Below are 23,623 nucleotides of genomic sequence, written 5' to 3'. Positions count from 1 at the left end.
TTTTACACTGCCTCACTCTTGTCATATTCTTAGTTGATGATCACTTTCTTTCCCATTAAACTTTTCCAACTTCCTTGAGCGGTTTCATATTCTATTCCTAAAATATAATTTCCACTTTTGATCCTATCTAATGGAATTCTTGTGCCTTGTGTCGGCTTTTTACCCCATCTTCCCACAATCTGTCCATTCAAATTATACAAAGTGATAATGCTTCTGTTGTAACTGATTTCACCCATATTTACTATCAAATAATCGCTTGTTGGATTAGGATAAACGGTTACATGAGCGTTTAATAAATCATCTTCAATACTTGTGATCACAATCTGTTGACGAGCATAACGTACTCTTGTTTCTATAAAATCAGAAATACCATAATCCACATGTCCACCAAGAGGAGCAGAGAAGGCTTTGTCATAATCAGTTACTGTCCAACCGTAGTTGGTCGTGTAATAGGTATCTCTATCAATATAATCTCTTAAAAGTGCTTTTTGTGCATTGAAGTAAGGGTCGAGATGTGTATTGTTAAAGGTCTTGTCGATAAATGATAATAGATATTCATTGTATTCGTTTCTATACCCTGGTTGGTCTAATATCTTTTGTGCTAGAGGACGAGCTTGGTCGGGGTGAATCCAATCATTAAGGTCTCTGATACCCCAATCTTCCCCCACCCAATCGATGCCATAGGTGTTATCCAAATCGTAAGGAAGGTAAGTCCAAAGATTTTTGCTTTCATCCCAATAGATCAAAAAGTTATTTTTGTTGTATGAATAATTGTCCCAGTGTCCGGAGAGGTGTTCTATGGCCAACGTTTTGATGTACGTTTCTACATCAAAGTTTCTTTCTATGTATGCACTAAAAGCCTCTCCATTTAGAATATTGATACTGTCCAGAAAAGCGGCTAACTCATTTCTATCTGCTTCATCACCTTCTTCAATTTCATAAATATCATCATTCATGTAAAGGTTAGGGTCGTTAGTGAGGTCGGCACCGTAGTTCCCTTTGTATAATTTTCCATCATCATCGCCAAAGCGAGAAATTAAAAAGAGATCGTCGATTTGTTCTGTGTTGAGATATACACCATGATAATTACCGTTGATATACAAGGCAACATGACTGCTTCTTGCAGATGGAATATCCTCTTCGATAAAAAACTTTAAAAGTGATTTTTCTCGAGAATGTGTTGGATCGTTATGTTCAGCTCTCAGATTAAACTTCTTTTCCCCATGAAACTGACGTCCTTTAATAAATTTGTTGAAGGAGATTTTAAATGATTTTTTAGGAGCATAACGAGAAGTATTTCCTCTTAAACGAATGCCTACATTATGAAGGGAATCCGTAAGCTGAGAGTTCGAAAATTCGAAGATACAGTATTTGTATTCCCTATTTTCTTCATTTCCGGGAGCCAATAAAAACGCTAAGTCGGCAGGGTCCATCGTAATATCTACACGGTTGACTTCATTTTCCGGGAATAGAGGACCATTTTCTGGGTTCACATTTTGACCAAAGGCCACAAAAAAATGCACACAGAAAGTGAGTGTTAGTAGAATGTTTTTCATTAGTTAATAATAAGTTTGTCGATTTACATTTTCATATTATAGTAGTTGATAGAACAGATATTGAAGTAGTTATCAACTTGTTGCGCAATTTAGTTGAAATGGAGAAATAAAAAAAAACACATTAAACTTAAAAGGAGCCCCAACGTATTGAAGCTCCTCCTAAAAATGAAGATGAGAAAATTATTTAGCGAACGATTAGCTTTTGAGCTTCACCGGCTACTTTAATTATATAAACTCCCGGAGAAAGGTCGGCAGTTGATAGTGTATTGGTTGCTCGACTAACCGTTTGAGTAGAAAGAATCTGACCTTGCATAGTCACAATCTCTGCTTGGTACGAACCTTCCCCAAGACCGCTGATCTTTACAAAACCTTTTGCAGGATTCGGAGATAAGGCGATTTGAGCTTCAGGAATGTCCTCAATGACTAATTCTGATACTCTTGATGAGCTGTTACAGTTGGCAATCCAATCCCATTGCCCATCGCTTCGTTTTCTATATAAAATTCCACCGTTAATTACATATTGACCAGCAGAGTAACTATTTGAGTTCCCATTATAATCAGGAGCATCAGCACATGTAGTACCATTTGATCCACCACCAGAAGAACTCTTTGGTTTGTAAACCCTCACCCAATCTACCTTCATTTGGTTTCTTGCTGAACTAGCCAAATCTGCATCAGAAGGCGTGTGATTTAGCGCTAACCATTGTTGAGATTCCACATTTATAATAATATCCATCGCTTTAGTAAAGCCTGCTCCACCTTGGAAATTCCCAGGATCAATTACACTAATACCGTTCGAATTATTACTAGCCGCTTGTATGGTCGAGAAATTATAAACAGATCCTGTGGCATAGGTCGTTACTGCCGTATAACCATTCGCATTATTGGCAGGAAACTGTCCATTCATGGAATTGAAATACTGATATTCCCATGTTCCATTTACTTTTGTCGCAGTAGCATTATGGTACATCACTCTTACTAACTGACCATCGATATAATATTCAAAGTGTTTTGGACCAACCCAATAAACACCCATTCGCATGTATCTTCTATTGCCATTATTCCAGCACCAATCACCCCAGCCATAATTGGCTGTTACTCGATTATCGTTGTACCAACTGTTCCAATCTTTGGGTTGATAATCAGTAAACGGAGTACGAATAAAAGAGTGGTGACTGATGTGGGTAAATTGTTTGAACCAAGGCACATTACCATAGTTCTCGATGATATCAATTTCTTGAGTATCGTCCGGACTTAACAGCCAAAAACATGAAGCTAAAGAAATGTTGGCGACACTAATAGCCGATTCCACATAAACAGGATAAACCACCCGATTATTTGATGTCACACAACCAGAAAATACTCCAGGAATGCCCATTTTAGAAGTGTTGTTGCTTTTAGCTACTGTGATGACCAAATTATCGCCATCCACTTTCACCTTGTTGTAGGTCCAGTAAGTAGTTCCCGGTCCGTCCCAACCATTATGGTAGAAGTTATACCACTTTCCATTACCAAAGTTCGATTTGTAGTTTACAGCATTGAAATTGTAGTTGAAATCATCAGAAAGATTGCTCTGAAGTTCCCAAGTATTACCCGGTCCAGCATAAGCAGGCACTGGAATGTTACTCCATTCTTGGGCGTTTACCAAATGTCCCAAATTAAATGAGAGTAATAAGATTAAATAAAAGTTTTTCATTTCAAAAAAGTTAAGTAAAGCCTTGTCGTATTAGGCTCGGTTTAAGTTTAGATATTTAGAAATAGCATCTTCATTTCGTTGGCCAATTACTTTGAATAGTACTCATTTCCAAAGGTTTTAGACTAGACAAAAACTGAATTTTTGGGTTTTATTTTAGTGGTACGAGGTGGGTAGGGGGGATAAATTTTTTTTCTTGAATACAAAAAACTCCTGCCCAACCAAGGTCGAGCAGGAGTTGCTATTTAACAGAAATGAAATTTCTTTAGAACATCGGTCCATCAGATATCAGGATACCATCTACGTTAGTTTCGTAGCGTTCTCCATCGATGTTACCTGTAGAGAAGCCTAATTTGATGTAATCTAAAGAGCCTTCGAAGTCAGGTTTTTCAGCATCACCGCCCCAGTTACTCCAAGCCATTGTGCTTAGACGGAAAGTATATAATTGCCACTCTCCATTGGTTTGCACTGAGTAATTTTCGGTATCGATATTACCACCAAATTTTGTTTCATTTTGGAAGATCTCGAACTGTAAGTTACCTTTTGCCGATCCAGTGTTTACCCAGAACGAAAGGTGAGGATCAACAACTCCAGATAAGTCGATATTATTTGAGTTGTCCATCTCCAAAGCACCTGTCCAAGTCCAAGAAGAAGCACCATCTAAATGAGCGTGGATGTAATGATCGCCAACATGCGCGTTCATGCTTCCTCCATCGATACTGTGTGTCACACCAGCACCAGCATCATCCCATTTGTAAGTAGCCGTTTCGAAGTCTTCTAGTTCTTTTGCTACGATGATAGGACCATCAGTGATCATCACATTATCCAGGTTCAAGATATAAGGGTTACCACCGTTACCTTGTTTGAAAGATAGTTTTACAAAATCTAAAGTTCCTTTGATATCGACAGCAGCTAATCCGCCACCCCAATCGGCTAACTCTAATTCTTTAAGGCTAACAGTCACCCATTGCCATTCATTATTTGTAGCTCTGAACACATAGTTGTCCCCATCGTTACCCGTATTACTTGCCTTAAAATCGGCACCATTGCTATTGCCATTCTGACCCAATTCCAATTGGAAGTAACCTTGAGACGATTCAGAGTTGATTTGGAATGTTAAGTGAGGATCAGTAAAAGTGACTAAGTCGATTGGATCGCCATAGTATAACTGACCCATCCAAGAGGTCCAACCATCACCATCTGCTTTTCTTACAGTTAAGTAATGCTCGCCTCTACCTTTTGATATCCCGTTGCCACTATCTAAGCCGTTTTCTGGAGTCACATCACCCGGTTCGTATGGGTTGACACCATCTTCAAAATCAAATAGTACTACTGGCTCCACCGGATCGAAGAATTCACCCGCGTCTTCCACAGAAATTGGATTTGAATCAGGAACATTCGAATCAGGATTCATTGTAAATACCTTGATCGTTACCTCATCAGGTAAGTTGGATGGAGCCAACACATTAATCTGAGATGGATTTCCTTTAGCACCATCCACTTCAATTGTTTGTCCATCAATAATTACTTGATAGATCAAATCTACATTCGTTCCCTTGATAGCAAATACCTGACCTCTGGTTATAAAAGTAGGGTATTCAACATTTTCAGTTAAAGGATACACAGGTTCGTATTCCGATTCAGAAGCCGCCTCTTGTTTGTAAGCGTTGATGACTCTCAATTGAGAGGTATCAAAGATTCTTGGCAGGGTTGCTCTAATCGTATCTTCTGATGCACTCACAGTGATGTTCGCACAAGGAACCTCACCAAGGTAAACTTTTGCATTCTTGAAGTTTTCACCAACAATCACAAAAGGTTCACCAATTACGGTTGGATTTTGAAGGTCGGTGTCGTTTATTTTCGGTTGAGGATAGTCGATGTCGTTACTCTGACTATACTCTTTCTGAGTTGTACAAGATTCCATTCCGATAGTCATTCCCAAGAATGCTAATCCCAATGATATCTTATGTATTTTACTTACAATATTCATGATCTTTATTCTTTGTAATGAGGAATTAGTAACCAGGGTTTTGCGTTAACCCGAACGATGCTACTTCAGCAGCAGGGATTGGAAGAACAGGAATGCCGTTTAACTTCTTACCGTCCATATTACCCACAACGATGTCGCCAGTAATACCATCTCTGTAGCCAATATTGTCCTTTTTCAAGGCAGTTTCTAACTTACCTGTTCTCATCAGGTCCCATAAACGAAGACCTTCCAAAGCCAATTCCACTCTTCTTTCGTGATAGATTGCCTCCAATAATTGCTCTCCTGTAGCTGTTACTTCTGGAAGTGCACCAGAGTTATCTCTTTCAGCGTACGTATTGTCTGCTTCGTTCCAGCCTTTAGGATAAGTCATCGATCTCGCTCTATCACGCACCTCATTTACTCTCTGACGAGCCGTTGCTTCGTTACCGATATGATAAGCAGCTTCAGCATTCATCAACAAGATATCAGCATATCTAAACTTACGTTGGTTCTGAGGGTTGTCCGATTGTTCGTTCGGACGTAAAGCTTGATCCATCAATACTTTTCTTGGGAAGTAACCCGATAAGAATTGTGATTCGGCAACACCTTGAGCAACACCATGGGCAAACTGACCATCCTGACCTGCTGTCCAATCTAAACGAGGATCGTTGGCTTCGAATTCATCTACCAAATCTTGAGTTGGGTTTAAGAATCCCCATCCCCAACCTTTGATATCGGCCGTACCTCTAGGAGCCGTTAGAATTGGAGAAGTAGAACCTGTGTTTTGGTTTGCCCAACCCGTGTTAGATGTCTCATGTTGCACCTCGAAAATTGATCCTGTTCCGTTCTCACCATCTTTTTCAAACACTGTGGCCAAGTTGAAAGCCAAAGAATATTGATTCGAAGTAATCACCTCATTGGTTAAATCAAATACTTCTTGCCAAGTGTGGCCGTTAGCATTCCAAATACCGATATCGTACATCACCACTCTCGCTTGATATGCTTTAGCAGCACCAGAAGTAGCACGTCCTACTTCCATTTCAGATTTTGTTCCTAATTTTTCCGCCGCTTCCGCAAAATCAGCTTCAATTTGAGTAAGCACTTCTTTCACAGGGGCTCTACCAGCAGCACCAATTTGATCTGGAGAAACAGGTTCAGTAAATAAAGGCACATCGCCAAATAAACGAACCAAGTAGAAGTAGCTATATGCTCTAATGAAAAGGGCTTCTCCAACTAATTGATCACGAATTTCAGCATCAAAACTTGTGGCAGGAGAAATACCTTTAATCGCTGTATTTGCTCTGTGGATAGCTTGATAATACGTTTTCCATGCCGAGTGAGAAGTAGCATTTACATTCACTGCCGTCCACTCTTTCAACATTTGAACATCCTGCATATCACCAAAGTCAGAACCACCTTTCCAAGAGTTATCCGACATTACTTCGCCGAACATCCATTCTTGCATATGTGCCACTACACCTTGATCTTGAGCGATGGCTTGATAGCAAGCGTTTACCGCCATTTGAGCATTCTCCACATCGTCGTAATACACGGGTGTATCTACTGCCTGACCTTGTGGTTCACGATCTAGAAAACTTGAACAACTTGATGTTGCGATTAGCATACTAGAACATGCCAATACTTTAATTAATATATTTCTTAGTTTCATTTCCTTTCTTCTTTTGGTTGTTGAAGATTAAAAAGTAACATTTAAGCCTACTGAAAATGTTCTTGATTTTGGATAGTTTCCAATATCGATACCTTGTGCAAGTGGATCACCGTAGTGGTCAGGCACCTCTGGGTCGTAACCGCTATAGTTGGTTAGTGTAAATAAGTTATCTACTGATGCGTATACTCTGAAGCGTTGCATATGCATTTTCTTACATACATTGTCGCTGAATGAGTAACCTAACTGAACGTTTTGTAATCTTAGGTAAGAAGCATCTTCCACATATCTATCTGAGAATCTACGGTTGTTATTCGGATCACCAGAAACCACTCTTGGCATTGTACCATCAGGATTGTTTACTGGGTGGAAACGATTATCGTAGTAGTTCTTCGTTTGGTTCTTCTGAACGTTTGAATCTTCGATCCAGAACTTTTGAATGTTCGCTACTTCATTACCATAAGAACCAGTAAAGAATAGATTTAAATCAAATCCTTTGTATTCCATACCGATGTTGAATGAACCCGTGAAAGTTGGGATTGCCGAACCTAAGTTCATTTTATCATCATCATCAATCACGCCATCACCATTGGCATCTACGAACTTCACATCACCGATACCCGCATTAGGTTGTAAAGGATTACCCTCTCCGTCTACATGGGCATCTAATTCCTCTTGAGATCTAAAGATACCATCTGTTTGATATCCGTAGAAGTAAGCAATTTCTTGACCTTCCTCTGTTCTAGTTGTAAAACCTAATTTATCGATGTAACCTCCATCAATGTGACCTGTTTCTCCAAGGTTTGTCACCTGATTTTGGATCACAGCGATGTTTGCGCCAATATTCCACTTCACTTCGTGTTCTACGTTTCTATAGTTGATGGCAAATTCAAAACCTTTGTTTTGCATTGTACCCACGTTCACATTTGGTGAGTTAGCACCTACATAATCAGGTACTGGCTGAGGCACTACCATATCTTTCGTATTCTTGATAAAGTATTCTGCACTAAACGTTAACTGATCGTTGAACAAGCCCATGTCTACACCAATGTTGGTCATTTCCGAAGATTCCCATCTTAAATCTGGGTTAGATAAAGTGGTTGGGATTCTACCCTCAATCACTTGTCCGTCGACTACATATCGAAGGTTGTTAGTTACAGTTGATAAGTAATCGTTGTTACCTGCAGACGATTGGTTACCTACTTCACCCCATCCAGCTCTTAATTTTAACTGAGAAACAATATCAGACTCTTTGATGAAATCCTCTTCTTTAATGTTCCAACCAGCCGAGAATGAAGGGAAGAAACCCCAACGATTTCCGTCAGCAAATTTCGAAGAACCATCCGCTCTAAATGTTGCCGTTAATAAGTACTTGTTATCAAAGCTGTAGTTCGCACGAGCGAAGTACGATTGCAATGCGTTAGCCCCTTGGTTAGAAGTAGAGAAGAAATCAGATCCTTTTGCAGCACCTAAGTAGCGCATGTTTTCGTTAAAAGGAACATCATAACCTGTCGCCATCATGTTATTGTAGCTAAAGTATTGCATCTCCATACCGACCATACCACCAACAGTATGTTTTCCGAAAGTTTTCGTATAGTTGGCATAGTTAGACCAAACCCAGTCAAAGCGAATGTTTCTATGCTCATCCAACTGAGAAATCATTCTTTGTTCCTCGTTAGAAACATAGTATTCTGGTAGATACATTTTTTGAGATTGATTTCTGTAATCTACACCAAAGTTAGAAGTGAACGATAGGTCTTTTGTTGCTTTCGCATTTAAAGAGAAGTTACCTACAATTCTGTTATCGAAAGAGCGTTTGTATTGCTCTTGTTCAGCCATTCTTGCTGGGTTGTTGTTGTACGACCAATTGGCTCTTGCATACGATCCATCAGGGTTGTATACTGGCGTAATTGGGTCTACCCATAAAGCTTGTGTCAAAGGACTTGAATAGATATCATTCAAGTTCGTTAAAGAGTAATTTGCGTGCGTATAGGCAATATTTTGTCCAAAGTCTAACCAACGAGTTAGCTTGTGGTTGTTATTAAATTTCACGAAGAACTTCTCTAAATCTGTTCCTTTAAGAATACCTTCGTCTTTTACATATGATGTAGAGAAATTAAACTGATTCTTTTCTGATCCACCATTAATACCAAAGTTGTAGTTTTGGAAAGAACCTTGTCTCAATAGTTCGTCTTGCCAATCCGTTCCTTGATAATTCCCGTTGGCTACATAACTTAATTGTTCAAATTCGTCAGTTCCTTCCGCAAAGCGATTAGCTTCTAAACCTAGTTGAGCATATTCAGAAGCATTGGCCATTTCAATCACATTCGATGCTTCTTTTACACCAGCCTGTGCATTAAAAGTGTAAGTGTACTTGCTGCCTGCTTTACCTCTTTTAGTTGTGATTAAGATAACACCATTGGCACCTCTTGAACCGTATACAGCCGTTGCTGATGCATCTTTCAATACTTCCATCGACTCTACATCCTGAGGAGCAATATGAGAGATATCTTGCATAGGGAATCCATCCACAACATATAAAGGTTCAGAATTATTGATGGTACCAATACCTCTTACTCTTACTTTTGATCCACTTGCAGGATTACCAGAGTTGGTTACTTGAACACCTGGTACACGACCTTGAAGCGCTTTGTTTACATCCTCTGTAGCAATTACCGTTAGTTCTTCTTGTTTTACTGTAGATACTGATCCTGTAACATCACTTTTCTTTGCAGTACCGTAACCAATAACAACAACTTCTTCTAACTCTTCTAAATCAACTTCCATTTGTAAGTTAATTTCTGTTTGTGCTCCTACTGGAAGTTCTACCGTTTTGTAACCGATAGATGAAAAGCTTAAAATAGTATCATCTGTTGTAATCTTTAATCTAAACTTACCGTCAAAGTCTGTAATCGTTCCAATCGTTGTTCCTTGAATGCTGACATTCACCCCTGGAAGCGGACCACCTGTTTCATCTGTTATACTACCTTGTATAGTACGTTCTTGTGCGTAAGCACTAATTGATAGTGTAATAGCGACGAACAGCAGAAAAAAATTTTTTAAGATCTGCATGATTATCTTTTTTTATCGTTTTGTTTTAATTCAACCTAAATAGTTTAGTTGAAATTTATAAGTAATAATAACCGCGGCTTTATGTTTACAAATGTAGGGTGGACACTATTTAATTATAGGTTGTTTTTTTACAAAAAGGAGTTGAAAAAAATATATTTTTCTCAGAACAGAATTTTCATTTAGGGAATAATTTTTCAGAGTTGATGAAAAAATACCCTTTCTTCGTAGTCATTGTCATTGTAGTTTGTAATTCATCTTCATTGTTTAATCAATATGGAACAAAAAGTGGAAAAAATTAAAATATCCCGATAATTTAACAAATGGTACATCGATTTTATTTTGATGAAAATGACTTTTTTTTGAAACATATTTCTCCTATTTCTTACCATAGAATTGAAAAAATAATACTCCTAAAAACTACCTTAATATATGTTTAATTGATGATTGTGTAAAAAAAGTACCACTTTTTAAATAGCTATTTCTGTCTATATGTCAAATGGCTGTCATCATATAAAATAAAAAACTCCATATCCCTCCATAGGTGTTTGATGTACATTTGAAACATGATATTGAAAATCAGGTAACACATCAGAGATTTATATGAAGAATATATACTACATAGTGTTGTTATTTTTATCCCTTTATGGAATGAGTGCTTGTTCCAAAGAGATTCAACAGCATCATGCTACTGGATTAGAGAGATCCAGACTGATGGTCATTACCGATATCAATACCACTCCATTTTTTGAGGCAGACGAACATGCCCTTATCTATTTGTTATGGCACTCTAATATTGTTAGAGTTGAATCAATAATTGCCAGTCAAAATGATGATGAGAGCAGAAATAGATTGGATGACATTCTAGATCAGTATTCCTCGGATTATGGAAATAACAATTATGGGTTTCAAACCAATGCTTATCCAACACCACAAGAATTATCGGGTAAAGTCATTAATAATCTTGATGAAGCAACGAATACTATTATTCGAACCGCAAGAAAAGAAGACGATCACCCTTTATACATCTTAGTGTTGGGCGACATGAAACTGATTAAAGAAGCTTTATTTCTTGCTCCAGATATCGAGCAGAAAATAAGGTTAATTACCATCGGTTCGGGAATTAAATCTCCAGACGAAGATGTTTGTGGAAACCTTAATTGGAATGGATGGGGCAGAACAGAAGTTTTCGAAAGATTTAAAAATCTATGGTGGATCGAAAACGATTGGGCCTATAAAGGGATCTCGGAAGGGAACCTGCCCAAACAAATGTTTAGCGAAGTGCAGCAGTTTGGTGCTTTAGGAAATTATCTTTCGAAAAGCACTCAACAGAAATTAGTACTCGACGAAGCATTACCCATTATGTACCTCTTAGATCCGAATATTCATCGAAATCATCCTGAGTTTGGTGGGTGGACAGGAAACTACATTAAACCTTTTCCTGTAGAAAGACCTCAATATTGGATCGATAGAGCAGAAACAAAGAAATGGAATTACAAAAAGCCATGTCAATCATGGGAGTTGGCCGACCAAGTATTATTGGAAAGGAAATCGGTGATCGTTTCCAGAAGAGAAGATATGTTCTCCTCTCTTCTGATGAATCTAGATCAGCTTTACAATAACACTTATGTGCCTTCAGAATAAATTTTTTAATAATTAAGACAATGAGAAAGAGATTAGTAGCAGCTTCTTTTCTTATAGGACTTCTCACACTAAACTTTGGAACAGCCGAAGATAAGGCAAAGACACCAAAGCTAAATGATAAGAAAGCAACGAAGGAGACGGTAGCATTATACGAGCAATTACATCAAGTGAGCGAAAGTGGAAAAACAATTTTTGGACATCAAGACGACTTGGCTTATGGGTATCATTGGTGGGGCAATGGATCGGATGTAAAGAATGTGACAGGAGATTACCCTGGCCTTTATGGTTGGGATATGGGACATATTGGAGAGGAAAAAAACTTAGATGGTGTTCCTTTCGAGGACATCAAAAGATATATCAAAGAGTCGTATTCGAGGGGAGGCATTACCACTTTGAGTTGGCACATGATCAACTTAAAAGAAAATAGCAGTTCTTGGGATACCACAAGAGTACTTCACGAAATGATGAAGGGAGGAAAGTACCGCCAAGACTTTATTAATAAGCTAGACTTGTTTGCCGAATTTGTTGATGACCTAGAATTAGAAGGTAAGAAAATTCCAGTATTATTTAGACCATGGCATGAGCACAATGGCTCATGGTTTTGGTGGGGAGGAAAGAATGTGGAGATCAAAGATTACAAGAAACTTTGGCAATTCACAGTGGAATATTTAAGAGATGAAAAAGGAATTCATAACATCATTTATGTGTATTCTACAGATGCCTTCGATTCTGAAGAAAGTTATTTAGAGCGTTATCCTGGCGACAAATATGTTGATGTTTTAGGATTTGATGATTACGGTGCCTACCGTGCTAACGCTACTCCAGAAAGAGAGCAATGGGTCATTAGAGAATTGGAAACGGTAGCCAAATTGGCCCAACAAAAGAATAAAATCTGTGCGTTTACAGAATCTGGTTTAGAAGCGGTTACAGACGATCAGTTTTTTACCACCAAGTTATTGGACAAGCTGAATCACAATGAATGGACGAAGAAAGCCGCTTATGTGATGCTTTGGAGAAACGCCAACTATCAAAAAGAGCAGAGAGATCATTTTTATGTGCCTTACAAAGGCCACTCTTCTGCCAAAGACTTTATCAAATTCAAAGAAGATCCGAGCATTCTCTTTGAGTCTGATTTGATGAATATGAAAGTGAATTAATTAACAAACTCATTATGCAACTAGAATTATTAGATCTGATCATTATTGGGCTTTACTTACTGTCTACAGTAGTGATCGGTATATATCTTAAAAAACAGGCCTCCAAAAACATGGAATCTTATTTCCTCGGAGGAAATTCTTTACCGTGGTACATGCTCGGGTTATCCAATGCTTCCGGAATGTTTGATATCTCCGGCACCATGTGGATGGTATATTTATGCTTTGTTTATGGTTTAAAAAGTGTTTGGATCCCTTGGCTTTGGCCGGTTTTTAACCAGGTGTTTTTAATGATCTATTTGTCGATTTGGCTAAGAAGATCGAATGTATTGACAGGTGCTGAATGGATTAGAACACGTTTCGGTGATGGAACAGGAGGAAAGTTATCGCATATGATTGTGGTCTTCTTCGCAATATTAAGTTGCCTTGGATTCTTATCTTACGGATTTATCGGTATCGGTAAATTCATAGAAATATTTATTCCTTGGTCGTATGTTGGTCAGTTCATGCCATTTGATTTAGCCCCAGAGCAAGTACCTTATGTTTACGGTATTTTATTTACAACAATTGCTACTTTCTACGTGGTAATGGGCGGTATGCTGTCGATAGTTTGGACAGACGTTTTACAATTCGGCATCATGACGGTTTCAGCCATTGTCATTGCCGGAATTGCCATGACACAAGTGGATTCCAATACCTTAATGGCTATGGTTCCAGAAGGATGGGATTCTCCATTGTTTAGTTACGATTTAGACATGGATTGGTCGGCTTACATTCCATCCGTAAACGATAAGATTGGAAACGACGGATTTACTCCATTCTCTATCTTTTTTATGATGATGTTGTTTAAAGGATTCTTCGCATCGATGGCAGGTCCAGCACCTAACTTTGATATGCAAAAAATCTTGTCGACAAAGTCACCTAAAGAAGCCGCAAAGATGAGTGGTTTTGTATCGGCAGTTATGTTCCTCCCAAGATATTTGATGATCGGTGGATTTACCATTCTTGCCGTGGTGTATTTCAGTGGAGATATCAACCAAGCAGGAACAGGATTTGATTTCGAAAATATCCTACCAATGGCAATCAAAGAGTTTGTTCCTTCAGGATTGATGGGATTGTTACTCGCAGGTCTATTAGCTGCTTTTATGTCGACATTCGCATCCACAGTAAATGCCGCTCCAGCCTACTTAGTAAATGATATTTATTTGAGATATATCAACCCTAAGGCAAGTGGAAAACTACAAATGAGAGCGAGTTATATTATTTCAGCAGCTGTTGTGGTCATCAGTACAATCATTGGTTTGTATGTAGAAAATATCAACTCCGTTCTACAGTGGATCGTATCAGCACTTTACGGTGGATACATCGCAGCCAACTTCTTAAAATGGCACTGGTGGAGATTTAATGGTCACGGTTTCTTCTGGGGAATGGCAGCAGGTATAGCAGCTTCTATGATCTTCCCATTAGTATTTAAGCAGACCTTGGAATTGTACTACTTCCCGTTATTGTTCTTGGTATCCTTAGTTGGTTGTGTAGCCGGAACATTATTAACGCCAGCAACAGAAGAGAAAACGTTGGTCAACTTCTATAAAACGGTAAAACCTTGGGGATTCTGGGGGCCTATCAAGAAGAAAGTAATGGCTACCGATCCCACTTTTGAAGGGAACAAGGACTTTAAAAAGGATATGTTTAACGTGGTAACGGGTATCGTATGGCAAGCCACCCTAACATTACTTCCATTATACATCGTGATCAAAGAAGAAATGGGCATACTATCGACAGCCGCTGTTTTGATCATCACCACTTTAATCTTGAAGAAAAACTGGTACGATAAATTACCGGAAGATCCGAAGAAGGTTCCAGAAAAAGTACAAGAGCCTGCATTAGCAGAATAATTAAAAAAACGACAAATCGTGCTTTGGCACAGTAAATAATATGGCAATGAATTTCAAAGAGAAAGTAATCCAACTCATCGAAAAACAAGAGGTTTTATTATCGAAAAAGAATGAAGCTTCATCAAAATATAACGGCATTTTTACCAAGTATCAAAACCCCATTTTAACGGCAGAACATACGCCGATTTATTGGCGATTTGATTTAAATGAAGAGAGCAATCCTCATTTGCAAGAACGCATTGGCATGAATGCAACATTCAATGCAGGGGCCATCAAATTTAATGGGAAATATGTATTGATGGTGAGAGTGGAAGGAGTAGATAGAAAGTCATTCTTCGCTGTGGCAGAAAGTGATAACGGCATCGATAATTTCAGATTCTGGGACAAACCTGTTCTAATGCCAGAGACAGATGAGGCAGATACCAACGTGTACGATATGCGTCTAACACAGCACGAAGATGGTTGGATTTATGGTATTTTCTGTACAGAAAGAAAAGATCCCAATGTACCTGAAGGAGATACCTCTTCGGCAGTAGCAGCGGCAGGTATCGTAAGAACAAAAGACCTTGTGAATTTCCAACGTTTACCCGATTTAATTTCTTACTCGGGACAACAAAGAAACGTAGTACTTCACCCCGAGTTTGTTGATGGTAAATATGCACTATACACAAGACCACAAGACGGCTTTATCGATACTGGTTCTGGTGGCGGTATCGCTTGGGGCTTGACGGATTCAATGGAAAATGCGGAAGTGAAAAAAGAAGTGGTGATTGAGCCTAAAATTTACCATACCATAAAAGAGGTGAAGAACGGTCAGGGGCCAGCTCCAATTAAGACATCGGAGGGTTGGTTGCACTTGGCACATGGCGTAAGAAACACTGCAGCTGGCTTACGCTATGTTCTTTACATGTTCATGACTTCTTTGGAAGATCCAACAAAAGTAACGCATCGTCCGGCAGGTCATTTTATAGCTCCGCTAGGTGATGAAAGAGTAGGTGATGTTTCTAATGTAGCATTTGCTAATGGCTGGATTGCAGACGACAATGGTGAGGTGAAAATTTACTATGCATCATCAGATACTAGAATGCATGTAGCGACCTCAACGATTGATCAGTTGGTAGATTATTGCAAGAACACTCCAGAAGATGGATATCGTTCAGTAACATCAGTTCAGACTATTCATGACATGGTAGAAAAGAATGAGAAGATGATGGAAGAGTTGGGGATGATTGTACCGAACAGGTAGACGGTGTAGAAGAGCTGAAACCAAAATCTAAGCAGACTTCAATCTGCTTAGATTTCTACTCCAACAACCCATGATTTCAATCATGGGATCACCAAAGTAAGGACAACTAAAAATACTACTCTATATGAACACAAAATCATTCGAAATATCACTAAAAAAAGAACTCCAAGAAGGCATCCTAGCGTATTGGATGGAGCATACTATCGATACCAAAAATGGAGGATTCTTCGGTCAAATCACCTACGATAATCAAGTGATTGAAAACGCCGATAAAGGAGCGATTATGCATGCAAGAATCTTATGGACGTTTGCTGCCGCTTACAATCAATTGAAAGACAAAAAGTACTTAGAGATATGTGACTACGCTTACGATTACATCGTCAATCATTTCTTGGATAAGGAGAAAGGGGGCGTATTTTGGATGGTGAATTATAGAGGAGAAGTGGTCGATAGCAAGAAGCAAGTCTACGCCAATGCTTTCGTTATCTATGCTTTTGCTGAATATGCAATGGCCAAAAGAACAGATGCTCCACTTCAATTGGCTATGGATATTTTTGATAAAATCGAAGAACATGCTTTTGATCAAAAACTGAATGGTTACTTCGAGGCGTATTCTAAAGATTGGGTGTTATTGGAGGATCTAAGATTAAGTGATAAAGACAAGAATGAAAAGAAAACGAATAATACTCACCTTCATATTTTAGAAGCCTATACAACACTTTACAAAGCGACGAAGAATGCAAGAGTTGGACATCAATTACATAATTTGATTACCCTTTTCTTGGATCAAATATTAGACACGGAGACCTATCATTTCAAACTGTTTTTTGATGAAAACTGGCAGTTGAAATCAGACGAAATAAGTTATGGTCATGATATCGAAGGAGCGTGGTTAATACAAGAAGCGGCAGAGGCTTTAGGTGATATCACTTTATTGGAAAGAGTAAAATTAGCGGCCAACAAAATTGCCGATGTGACAATAGCCGAAGGGATAGCAGAAGATGGAGCCATTGTGAACGAAGGAAATCCCGAAGGCATTACGGATACCGATAGACATTGGTGGCCACAGGTCGAAGCCATGGTTGGTTTCATCAATTCCTACGAAAATACGGGCGACGAAAAGTATTATGAAGTAGCTTTAAAGCTTTGGGAATATACTATGGAAAATATCGTCAATATTGCCCATGGAGAATGGTGGTGGAGAGTAGACGAAAACAATGTTCCTAATTTAGAAGAGGATAAAGTAGGTCCTTGGAAAGCCCCTTATCATAACGGTAGAGCCTGTTTAGAGGGGATCAGAAGATTTGAAAGATTAGCAAAAACAACAATATAGAAATGAATAGAATGAAATTACTTATAGGACTAGCGATACTCTTATTTTCTACTTCCTGTGTGAAATCGACTCAGGAACAAGTATCAAAAACGAACTTCGTTACTGTCGAATCCGACCGCTTGATGTTGGACGGATCACCCTATTACTTTATGGGAGCAAACTATTGGTACGGAATGAACATCGGTATGGAAAATGGCGACCGAAATCGTTTACTCAGAGAGTTGGATCAGATGAAAGCCATGGGAATTACCAACCTCAGAATTTTGGCTTCTTCTGAAGGAGACGAAAATCAGGAATTCCAAGTACATCCTACAATGCAAACAGCACCCGGCAAATACAACGAAGAGGTGTTTGTAGGTCTCGATTTCTTGTTGGATGAAATGAAGAAAAGAGACATGAAAGCCGTAATGGTTTTGAACAATTTCTGGACATGGTCGGGAGGTATGCCTCAGTATTTACAATGGGCAGGAAAAGGTGCCATTCCATATCCTCAGATTTCTAAAGAGTGGAATAAATTTACCGATTACTCCAAGCAATTTTACGCCAACGAAAAGGCTTCTAAAATGTTTGAAGATCATTTAAAAGTAGTCGTTGGAAGAACAAACAGTATTTCGGGATTAAAATATACAGAGGATCCAACCATCATGTCTTGGCAATTGACTAACGAACCAAGGGGATATTCAGAAGTATCGGAGTATCATCAATGGATTAAAAAGACGGCAGGGTTGATTAAATCGATGGATCCAAATCACTTGGTTTCTTTGGGATCGGAAGGTGATTCTCCCGGGCCGGATGCGGGCATCAATTTATTAAAAGACAATGCTTTTGATGATATCGATTATGTAACGATTCACATCTGGGCACAAAACTGGGGATGGTACAATCCTGCAAACGCAGCAGAAGAATTTGATAACACCGAGAAGAAAGTAGTAGAATACTTGACGAAACATGTAAACGATGCCAAAACGTTGGGTAAGCCGGCGGTATTGGAAGAGTTTGGTATTGCCAGAGATAACGACGATTACTCTCCAACAGCAACGACCCAATGGCGCGATAAATATTACGGCTTTGTCTTCGATCAAGTATACCAATTGGCCAAAGAAGGAGCACCAATTTATGGAATGAATTTCTGGGCTTATTCTGGTGAGGGAAGACCAAGAGCACCAAAAGAATTTTGGCAAAAAGGAGACGATTTCTTGGGAGATCCTCCTCACGAACCTCAGGGTTGGTATGGTGTCTACGATAAGGATAAAAGTACACAGCAAGTGATCCTTCAATATGCTCAAAAAATGCAAGGAATTTCTACAGAAGTGATGGCAGAAAATGTGGAAGAATAATGGAGAAATTCAATAAAATATACTCACTAAAAGGAAACGCACTTATTTGTGTTGTGTGTAGTCTTCTGTTTGCTTCTTGTACCGCTAAAGTGGTGCAAGAGCAAACACAAAGACCTCCGAACGTGATCGTTATTCTTACAGACGACCAGGGTTGGGGAGACTTTTCGCACACCGGAAATGAGTACCTTAAAACACCTCATTTCGATAAGATGACAGAGGAAGGTGCGGTATTGGATAAATTTTATGTGAGTCCTGTTTGCGCACCTACTCGTGCAAGTGTATTAACGGGTCGATATCACCTGAGAACAGGCGTTTCTTTTGTGACAAGAGGTAGAGAAAATATGAGATCGGAAGAGGTGACTATCGCAGAGGTTTTCAAGGAAGCCGGCTATGCCACGGGATGCTTTGGGAAATGGCACAATGGAGCACATTACCCCGAAAATCCTCAAGGACAAGGCTTCGATACTTTCCTCGGTTTTACATCAGGGCATTGGAGCAATTACTTTGATACGGAATTGGAATACAATGGAGAAATGAAACCAACAAAAGGCTTCATCACCGATGTATTGATGGACGAAACCATCCAATTTATTGATGCTCACAAAGACGAACCTTTCCTGGCATTTGTTCCTTTAAACGCTCCTCATACTCCTTATCAAGTGCCTGATAAATATTTTGATAAGTACAAGGATATTGATTTTGGGTACGATAAAAAACAAAATAAAAAAATTGCGACCATCTATGGTATGTGCGAGAACATCGACGACAACCTTGGTAAGTTGATGCAACACCTAAAAGATCAGGAGTTGGAAAAAAATACCATCGTGGTTTTCCTTTCGGATAATGGTCCACAAGGTGCTCGTTACAATGGTCCTTGGAGAGGTGGAAAAACATCGGTGCACGAAGGGGGAACTTTGGTGCCTTGTGCGATTCAGTGGAAGGGGCACATTCCTAACTCATCGAAAAGTAGTCTGACGGCTCATATCGATTTGATGCCGACATTAATGGGATTGGCAGGTATTGAAAAACCAGAAAACATACAGTTCGACGGTATGGATTTAAGTAACTACTTGATGGGTACATCAGATGATTTGGGCGAAAGGAATTTATACACCCACATGACTAACTTCGAGATTACTGCCGATCGAGGGGCAGTGCGACAAGGGGATTATCGATTCACTACAGAATATGGCGATGTTGGATTGTATAATTTGAAAGAGGATCCATCAGAAAAAAATAATCTCAAAGATCAGTTACCAGAAAAGACGCAAGAACTCAAAACAGCTTTTGAGAATTGGTACAAAGACGTAACGTCTGCTGGGTTTTCTGATTTGAAGATTCCGATGGGGTATACAGAAAGTCCGAGAGTAGTTTTGGCGGCTCACGAAAGTAATGGAAAAGGTGATTTGGCTTTTAAGGCGAACGTGAATGGTTGGGCACACGATTGGTATCAAGTAAAAGGGGAGGCAGAAGTGCAATGGCCCGTGCAAGTGATACAACCTTCGACATTTAATGTGAAGTTGAAATATGCAGGAATTGACATTATAGGCTCTGAAATGGAGTTTATAATAGGGGATAAAGTATTGTCTGCTACCATTCATCAAGATTTTATTCCGAAGGCATTGCCCACTCCAGACAGGGTAATGAGGGAGCAAGAAGCCAAGGAACAGACTTGGGGAATATTGGATTTAGGAAGCATCACTTTGCCATCGATCGATCAAACCACAGCCAGCTTGATCATCAAAAAGAAAGGAAAAGGGATTTTAGAAATAAAAGAAATAGAAACAAGAAAGGTGACAGCACAATAGTCACCTTCTAGTATAGGATTCACTACAATTATGACTATGAAATTAAACATGATTACTAACTTACTACTGTTACTTTTTTGTATAACAGGATGTTCTTCGAACGATTCTCCATTAGTGGAAGAAGAGGGAGGAAAGGGAAAATTGTCTTTGACTGTCAACATCAATCAGTCGGTGGATGAAGTGGCCAATGCCAGAAAATTATCGACAAATGATGTGAAAATTTCCATTGTAGATAGCGATGGTCAAACCGTAGAAGAATACGCTTCATCATCGAGTATTCCAGAGGAAATTGAATTGACATCTGGAGTGTATAAAGCAGTGGGTTCGAGTAATTCGACCAATCAATTTGGATTCGAAGACCCTCAATATGGAGGTACATCAGATGATTTTGCCATTGAGACTGCTCAACTTACTTCGACCACTTTGGAGTGTAAACTTCAGAATACGAAGGTGACGGTGGAGTATAGCGATTTAGTAAAAAATCAGTTTAGCGATTACTCATCTATTGTAAAATCTTCTTTTGGAGAATTGAGTTTTGAGAAAGAAGAAACGAGAGCAGCCTACTTTAGAGCGAGTGGGAATCTGACGGTAAAGTCGACCGTTGGAACAGGTGCTGCATTGCAGAATGTGGAGTTTGTGATTGAAAATATCCAACCTCAAACCCACTACAAAGTCACTGTAGATGTAGAAAGCGGTTCTGGAAAAATTGTCGTAACTGTCGATACTTCTTTAGTGGATGGTGGGGAGCATTCGATTATCGTGACTCCAATTCAAGGAGAGGCTCGACCGGATTACAATACGTCTATTGGTTTCTTTATCAAGGAAGGAAAATTATATGATTCTAATGGTATGGAATTCATTCCAAGAGGAGTCAACAATGCCCATTTCTGGTTTGATAGCGGCAATAGACATTATGCTTTCGATGCGCTTTCTCCAATCGCGGCTTATTATTCAAACTCTGTGAGAATGGTATGGCAAACCAACTATCAGTCGAATAGCTGGAGTGACATTGAGGAGGCGACGACCTTAAAACGTATGTTCGATGAAGCTTTACGTTTAGGTTTGGTGCCAATGATCGAATTGCATGATGTAACTGGTGATGAAAGCAAAGAAAACCTTCTAAAAATGGCCGAATTCTATGTTCGTCCAGATATCCTTTCAGTCATGAAAGAATACGAAAGTGTGCTTCTGATAAACATCGCCAACGAATGGAGTGGAAAGGATACGATTTATAGAGATGCTTACATAGAGGCCATCACTATGATGCGAAATGCAGGTTTAAAACATACGATCGTTATCGACGGAAGCGGATGGGGACAAGACATGACACCTATCTTCGATTATGGTCAGGAAATCTTAAATCACGACCCTCAGAAAAATATCTTATTCTCGGTGCACATGTACGAGAATTATAGAAACGAATCGACAATTACGACCAACTTAGAAAAGGCAGTCGATATGAAGTTACCTCTTATTGTGGGAGAATTTGGTTTCCAACATGGTGGAACGGCAGATAACCCGATTCAGATTCCATATACACATATTTTATCGGAATGCGAACGTTTAGGATTAGGTTGGTACGCTTGGTCTTGGAAAGGAAATTCGGGAGGTGTAGAATACCTCGATCTATCGACCGATTGGGAAGGAACCACTTTATCCGATTGGGGAAGTGGCATCGTGAACGATGTGAATGGTCTAAAAAATACAGCGAAAAAAGTATCAGTAATTAACTAATCAAGAGAATGAAACATTGGAATAGAAATATCATTGCAGCGTTGATCGGGTTATTGATTATTAGCTGTACGACATCAGAAGATGAGGCCGAAAAGGTAGCCACAGGACAGTTGGTTTTACATACTTCTTCTAACCAACGAACATCAGAAAGTGCGGACGATTATGGAGTTATAATAAAAAATACAGAAGGAGAAACAGTGCTTTCTTTTGAGAAATTATCTGATGCTCCAGAAAGTATATCATTAGCCGTAGGCGAGTATCAAGTACAGATTTTCAACCAAGAGGAAATGCCGTTCATCACTTTTGATGCTCCTTATTATTATGGAGAAAATGATTTTATCATTGAAAGTGGGAAGACCACAGACGTTAGCGTAACCTGCACTTTAAAACATATGCTACTCACCATAGTATTTGATGATAAAGTGAAAAATGATGCAAAGTCTTACGCTACAGAAATCCATACCGCCCACGATAAAGTAACGATCGATGCTTCTACAAGTAACAAAGTGTACGTAGAGCGATCTGCTATAGTCTTGGAAACGACCATCGAAGAAATGTATGGTACTATTTTAAGTAGTAAACAAGTACTTTCTGGCTTGGAAGAAAAGACAGAATATACCATAAATATCTCCTATTAGTTTGGAGAAACCCTGCTTGCCCTTCCTCCTTCACTCAGGAAGGGCATTACTAACATTTAAATAAAATGGATGTCTGTTTCAGATATCAAATTAGGTAAACTAAAAATCAAGAGTATGAAACGAAATCTACTAGCTATATCAAATCTACTATTTCGACCTACGAACTTATTTCTATTTTCCATGTTAGTACTATCGGTGCTTTTTGGAATGATGGAACTAAAAGTAATGGAAACCAGCGAAATAAATATCTATCAGTTAATCATTCTCCTGCTGATATTATGCTTAGGGGTAGCATCAAGGTATAAGTTTGAAATACCTGATAGACATAACGAAAATGTAACTGCTTTTGTCAAAAAGGAAAAAGTGGAAAAGGAAGTCATCATCCTTAAAAAAGTAGAAGAATTAATACAAGGGAGGCTATTTGATGCCCACCTAAGTGTAAGTGATATCGAAAAAGAGATTGGGGTAAGTCGACCCGTTTTACTGAACATTTTCAAAAACACAAAGGGAACAACGGTAGTCGATTACATTAAAAAGGAAAGAATACGAAAGGCCAAAGAATTATTGGAAACCACCACTTTAAACATCTCAGAAATTGCCTACAAAATAGGCTATTCTGATCCAAAATATTTTAGTAAATCCTTTCGAAAATCAAATAAAATGACCCCAACTCAATATCGAAAATTTCATAATAAACTAAACACAATTGGACAAGTATTGAACAGTTAGAGAATAACATTTCATTTCAGTTGATGATAGAGTCGCATAAATTATGTGGCTCTATTTTTTTAGGTGTACTTTTTTAAAAGTCTCCCATTTCATTAAAAAAATACACCTTTTGGGCGGTTGATCTGCAGAGTTTTGTTTCGAATTATTACTAA

General features: G+C 38.9%; 15 protein-coding genes. 10 read left to right on the top strand and 5 right to left on the bottom strand.

What is annotated here, in order from left to right; all coding sequences use genetic code 11:
* Positions 1 to 29: 29 nt before the first annotated feature.
* The 5 genes from KMW28_RS21575 to KMW28_RS21555 all read right to left on the bottom strand — a co-directional run bounded on the left by KMW28_RS21575 (position 30) and on the right by KMW28_RS21555 (position 9,956).
* Positions 30 to 1,556, bottom strand: a complete 1,527-nt coding sequence (locus tag KMW28_RS21575; protein ID WP_169662296.1) for a CotH kinase family protein — start codon at positions 1,554 to 1,556, stop codon at positions 30 to 32.
* Between the two features lie 184 nt (positions 1,557 to 1,740).
* Positions 1,741 to 3,252, bottom strand: a complete 1,512-nt coding sequence (locus KMW28_RS21570) for a T9SS type A sorting domain-containing protein (RefSeq protein WP_169662297.1) — start codon at positions 3,250 to 3,252, stop codon at positions 1,741 to 1,743.
* 262 nt (positions 3,253 to 3,514) lie between these two features.
* A complete protein-coding gene (locus tag KMW28_RS21565; RefSeq protein WP_169662298.1) occupies positions 3,515 to 5,239 on the bottom strand; it encodes a hypothetical protein in 1,725 nt (574 codons plus the stop codon).
* 25 nt (positions 5,240 to 5,264) lie between these two features.
* A complete protein-coding gene (locus KMW28_RS21560) occupies positions 5,265 to 6,887 on the bottom strand; it encodes a RagB/SusD family nutrient uptake outer membrane protein (RefSeq protein ID WP_169662299.1) in 1,623 nt (540 codons plus the stop codon).
* Between the two features lie 27 nt (positions 6,888 to 6,914).
* Positions 6,915 to 9,956, bottom strand: coding sequence for a SusC/RagA family TonB-linked outer membrane protein (locus KMW28_RS21555; RefSeq protein WP_169662300.1), 3,042 nt, complete (start codon positions 9,954 to 9,956; stop codon positions 6,915 to 6,917).
* Positions 9,957 to 10,556: 600 nt separating this feature from the next.
* Between KMW28_RS21555 and KMW28_RS21550 the strand changes: the two genes are divergently transcribed.
* From KMW28_RS21550 to KMW28_RS21505, 10 genes are all read left to right on the top strand, one after another.
* The gene (locus tag KMW28_RS21550) at positions 10,557 to 11,597 is read left to right on the top strand and encodes a nucleoside hydrolase-like domain-containing protein (RefSeq protein WP_169662301.1); all 1,041 of its coding nucleotides are present in this window, start codon (positions 10,557 to 10,559) and stop codon (positions 11,595 to 11,597) included.
* 20 nt (positions 11,598 to 11,617) lie between these two features.
* Complete coding sequence (locus KMW28_RS21545; protein ID WP_169662302.1) at positions 11,618 to 12,754, top strand: glycoside hydrolase family 26 protein; 1,137 nt, start codon at positions 11,618 to 11,620, stop codon at positions 12,752 to 12,754.
* Positions 12,755 to 12,768: 14 nt separating this feature from the next.
* Complete coding sequence (locus KMW28_RS21540; RefSeq protein WP_169662303.1) at positions 12,769 to 14,646, top strand: sodium:solute symporter family protein; 1,878 nt, start codon at positions 12,769 to 12,771, stop codon at positions 14,644 to 14,646.
* Between the two features lie 46 nt (positions 14,647 to 14,692).
* A complete protein-coding gene (locus tag KMW28_RS21535; RefSeq protein WP_317171197.1) occupies positions 14,693 to 15,892 on the top strand; it encodes a glycoside hydrolase family 130 protein in 1,200 nt (399 codons plus the stop codon).
* A 124-nt stretch (positions 15,893 to 16,016) separates the two neighbouring features.
* Complete coding sequence (locus KMW28_RS21530; RefSeq protein ID WP_169662305.1) at positions 16,017 to 17,225, top strand: AGE family epimerase/isomerase; 1,209 nt, start codon at positions 16,017 to 16,019, stop codon at positions 17,223 to 17,225.
* Positions 17,226 to 17,236: 11 nt separating this feature from the next.
* Positions 17,237 to 18,562 carry a glycoside hydrolase 5 family protein gene (locus tag KMW28_RS21525; RefSeq protein ID WP_169662306.1) on the top strand — a complete coding sequence of 442 codons (1,326 nt, stop codon included), beginning with the start codon at positions 17,237 to 17,239 and terminating at the stop codon, positions 18,560 to 18,562.
* Positions 18,562 to 20,370 carry an arylsulfatase gene (locus tag KMW28_RS21520; RefSeq protein WP_169662307.1) on the top strand — a complete coding sequence of 603 codons (1,809 nt, stop codon included), beginning with the start codon at positions 18,562 to 18,564 and terminating at the stop codon, positions 20,368 to 20,370. The genes KMW28_RS21525 and KMW28_RS21520 overlap by 1 nt, the downstream gene beginning before the upstream one ends.
* 36 nt (positions 20,371 to 20,406) lie before the next feature.
* Positions 20,407 to 22,104, top strand: coding sequence for a DUF4493 domain-containing protein (locus KMW28_RS21515; RefSeq protein WP_215585938.1), 1,698 nt, complete (start codon positions 20,407 to 20,409; stop codon positions 22,102 to 22,104).
* Positions 22,105 to 22,112: 8 nt separating this feature from the next.
* Positions 22,113 to 22,742: a DUF4493 domain-containing protein gene (locus KMW28_RS21510; protein WP_169662309.1), complete on the top strand. Its 630-nt coding sequence runs from the start codon at positions 22,113 to 22,115 to the stop codon at positions 22,740 to 22,742.
* 114 nt (positions 22,743 to 22,856) lie between these two features.
* Positions 22,857 to 23,471: a helix-turn-helix domain-containing protein gene (locus KMW28_RS21505; protein WP_169662310.1), complete on the top strand. Its 615-nt coding sequence runs from the start codon at positions 22,857 to 22,859 to the stop codon at positions 23,469 to 23,471.
* Positions 23,472 to 23,623 lie beyond the last annotated feature (152 nt).

It is taken from the genome of Flammeovirga yaeyamensis, from assembly GCF_018736045.1.
In the GTDB taxonomy this organism is placed as follows: Bacteria; Bacteroidota; Bacteroidia; order Cytophagales; family Flammeovirgaceae; genus Flammeovirga; species Flammeovirga yaeyamensis.
Note: the sequence above shows the minus strand (reverse complement) of the source record. Positions and strands in the feature narration are given on the sequence as shown.

Bases quoted from the DNA above. Each gene is read 5' to 3' on its own strand.
- KMW28_RS21575 (WP_169662296.1), bottom strand. From the start codon at position 1,556: ATGAAAAACATTCTACTAACACTCACTTTCTGTGTGCATTTTTTTGTG.
- KMW28_RS21570 (WP_169662297.1), bottom strand. From the start codon at position 3,252: ATGAAAAACTTTTATTTAATCTTATTACTCTCATTTAATTTGGGACAT.
- KMW28_RS21565 (WP_169662298.1), bottom strand. From the start codon at position 5,239: ATGAATATTGTAAGTAAAATACATAAGATATCATTGGGATTAGCATTC.
- KMW28_RS21560 (WP_169662299.1), bottom strand. From the start codon at position 6,887: ATGAAACTAAGAAATATATTAATTAAAGTATTGGCATGTTCTAGTATG.
- KMW28_RS21555 (WP_169662300.1), bottom strand. From the start codon at position 9,956: ATGCAGATCTTAAAAAATTTTTTTCTGCTGTTCGTCGCTATTACACTA.
- KMW28_RS21550 (WP_169662301.1), top strand. From the start codon at position 10,557: ATGAAGAATATATACTACATAGTGTTGTTATTTTTATCCCTTTATGGA.
- KMW28_RS21545 (WP_169662302.1), top strand. From the start codon at position 11,618: ATGAGAAAGAGATTAGTAGCAGCTTCTTTTCTTATAGGACTTCTCACA.
- KMW28_RS21540 (WP_169662303.1), top strand. From the start codon at position 12,769: ATGCAACTAGAATTATTAGATCTGATCATTATTGGGCTTTACTTACTG.
- KMW28_RS21535 (WP_317171197.1), top strand. From the start codon at position 14,693: ATGAATTTCAAAGAGAAAGTAATCCAACTCATCGAAAAACAAGAGGTT.
- KMW28_RS21530 (WP_169662305.1), top strand. From the start codon at position 16,017: ATGAACACAAAATCATTCGAAATATCACTAAAAAAAGAACTCCAAGAA.
- KMW28_RS21525 (WP_169662306.1), top strand. From the start codon at position 17,237: ATGAAATTACTTATAGGACTAGCGATACTCTTATTTTCTACTTCCTGT.
- KMW28_RS21520 (WP_169662307.1), top strand. From the start codon at position 18,562: ATGGAGAAATTCAATAAAATATACTCACTAAAAGGAAACGCACTTATT.
- KMW28_RS21515 (WP_215585938.1), top strand. From the start codon at position 20,407: ATGAAATTAAACATGATTACTAACTTACTACTGTTACTTTTTTGTATA.
- KMW28_RS21510 (WP_169662309.1), top strand. From the start codon at position 22,113: ATGAAACATTGGAATAGAAATATCATTGCAGCGTTGATCGGGTTATTG.
- KMW28_RS21505 (WP_169662310.1), top strand. From the start codon at position 22,857: ATGAAACGAAATCTACTAGCTATATCAAATCTACTATTTCGACCTACG.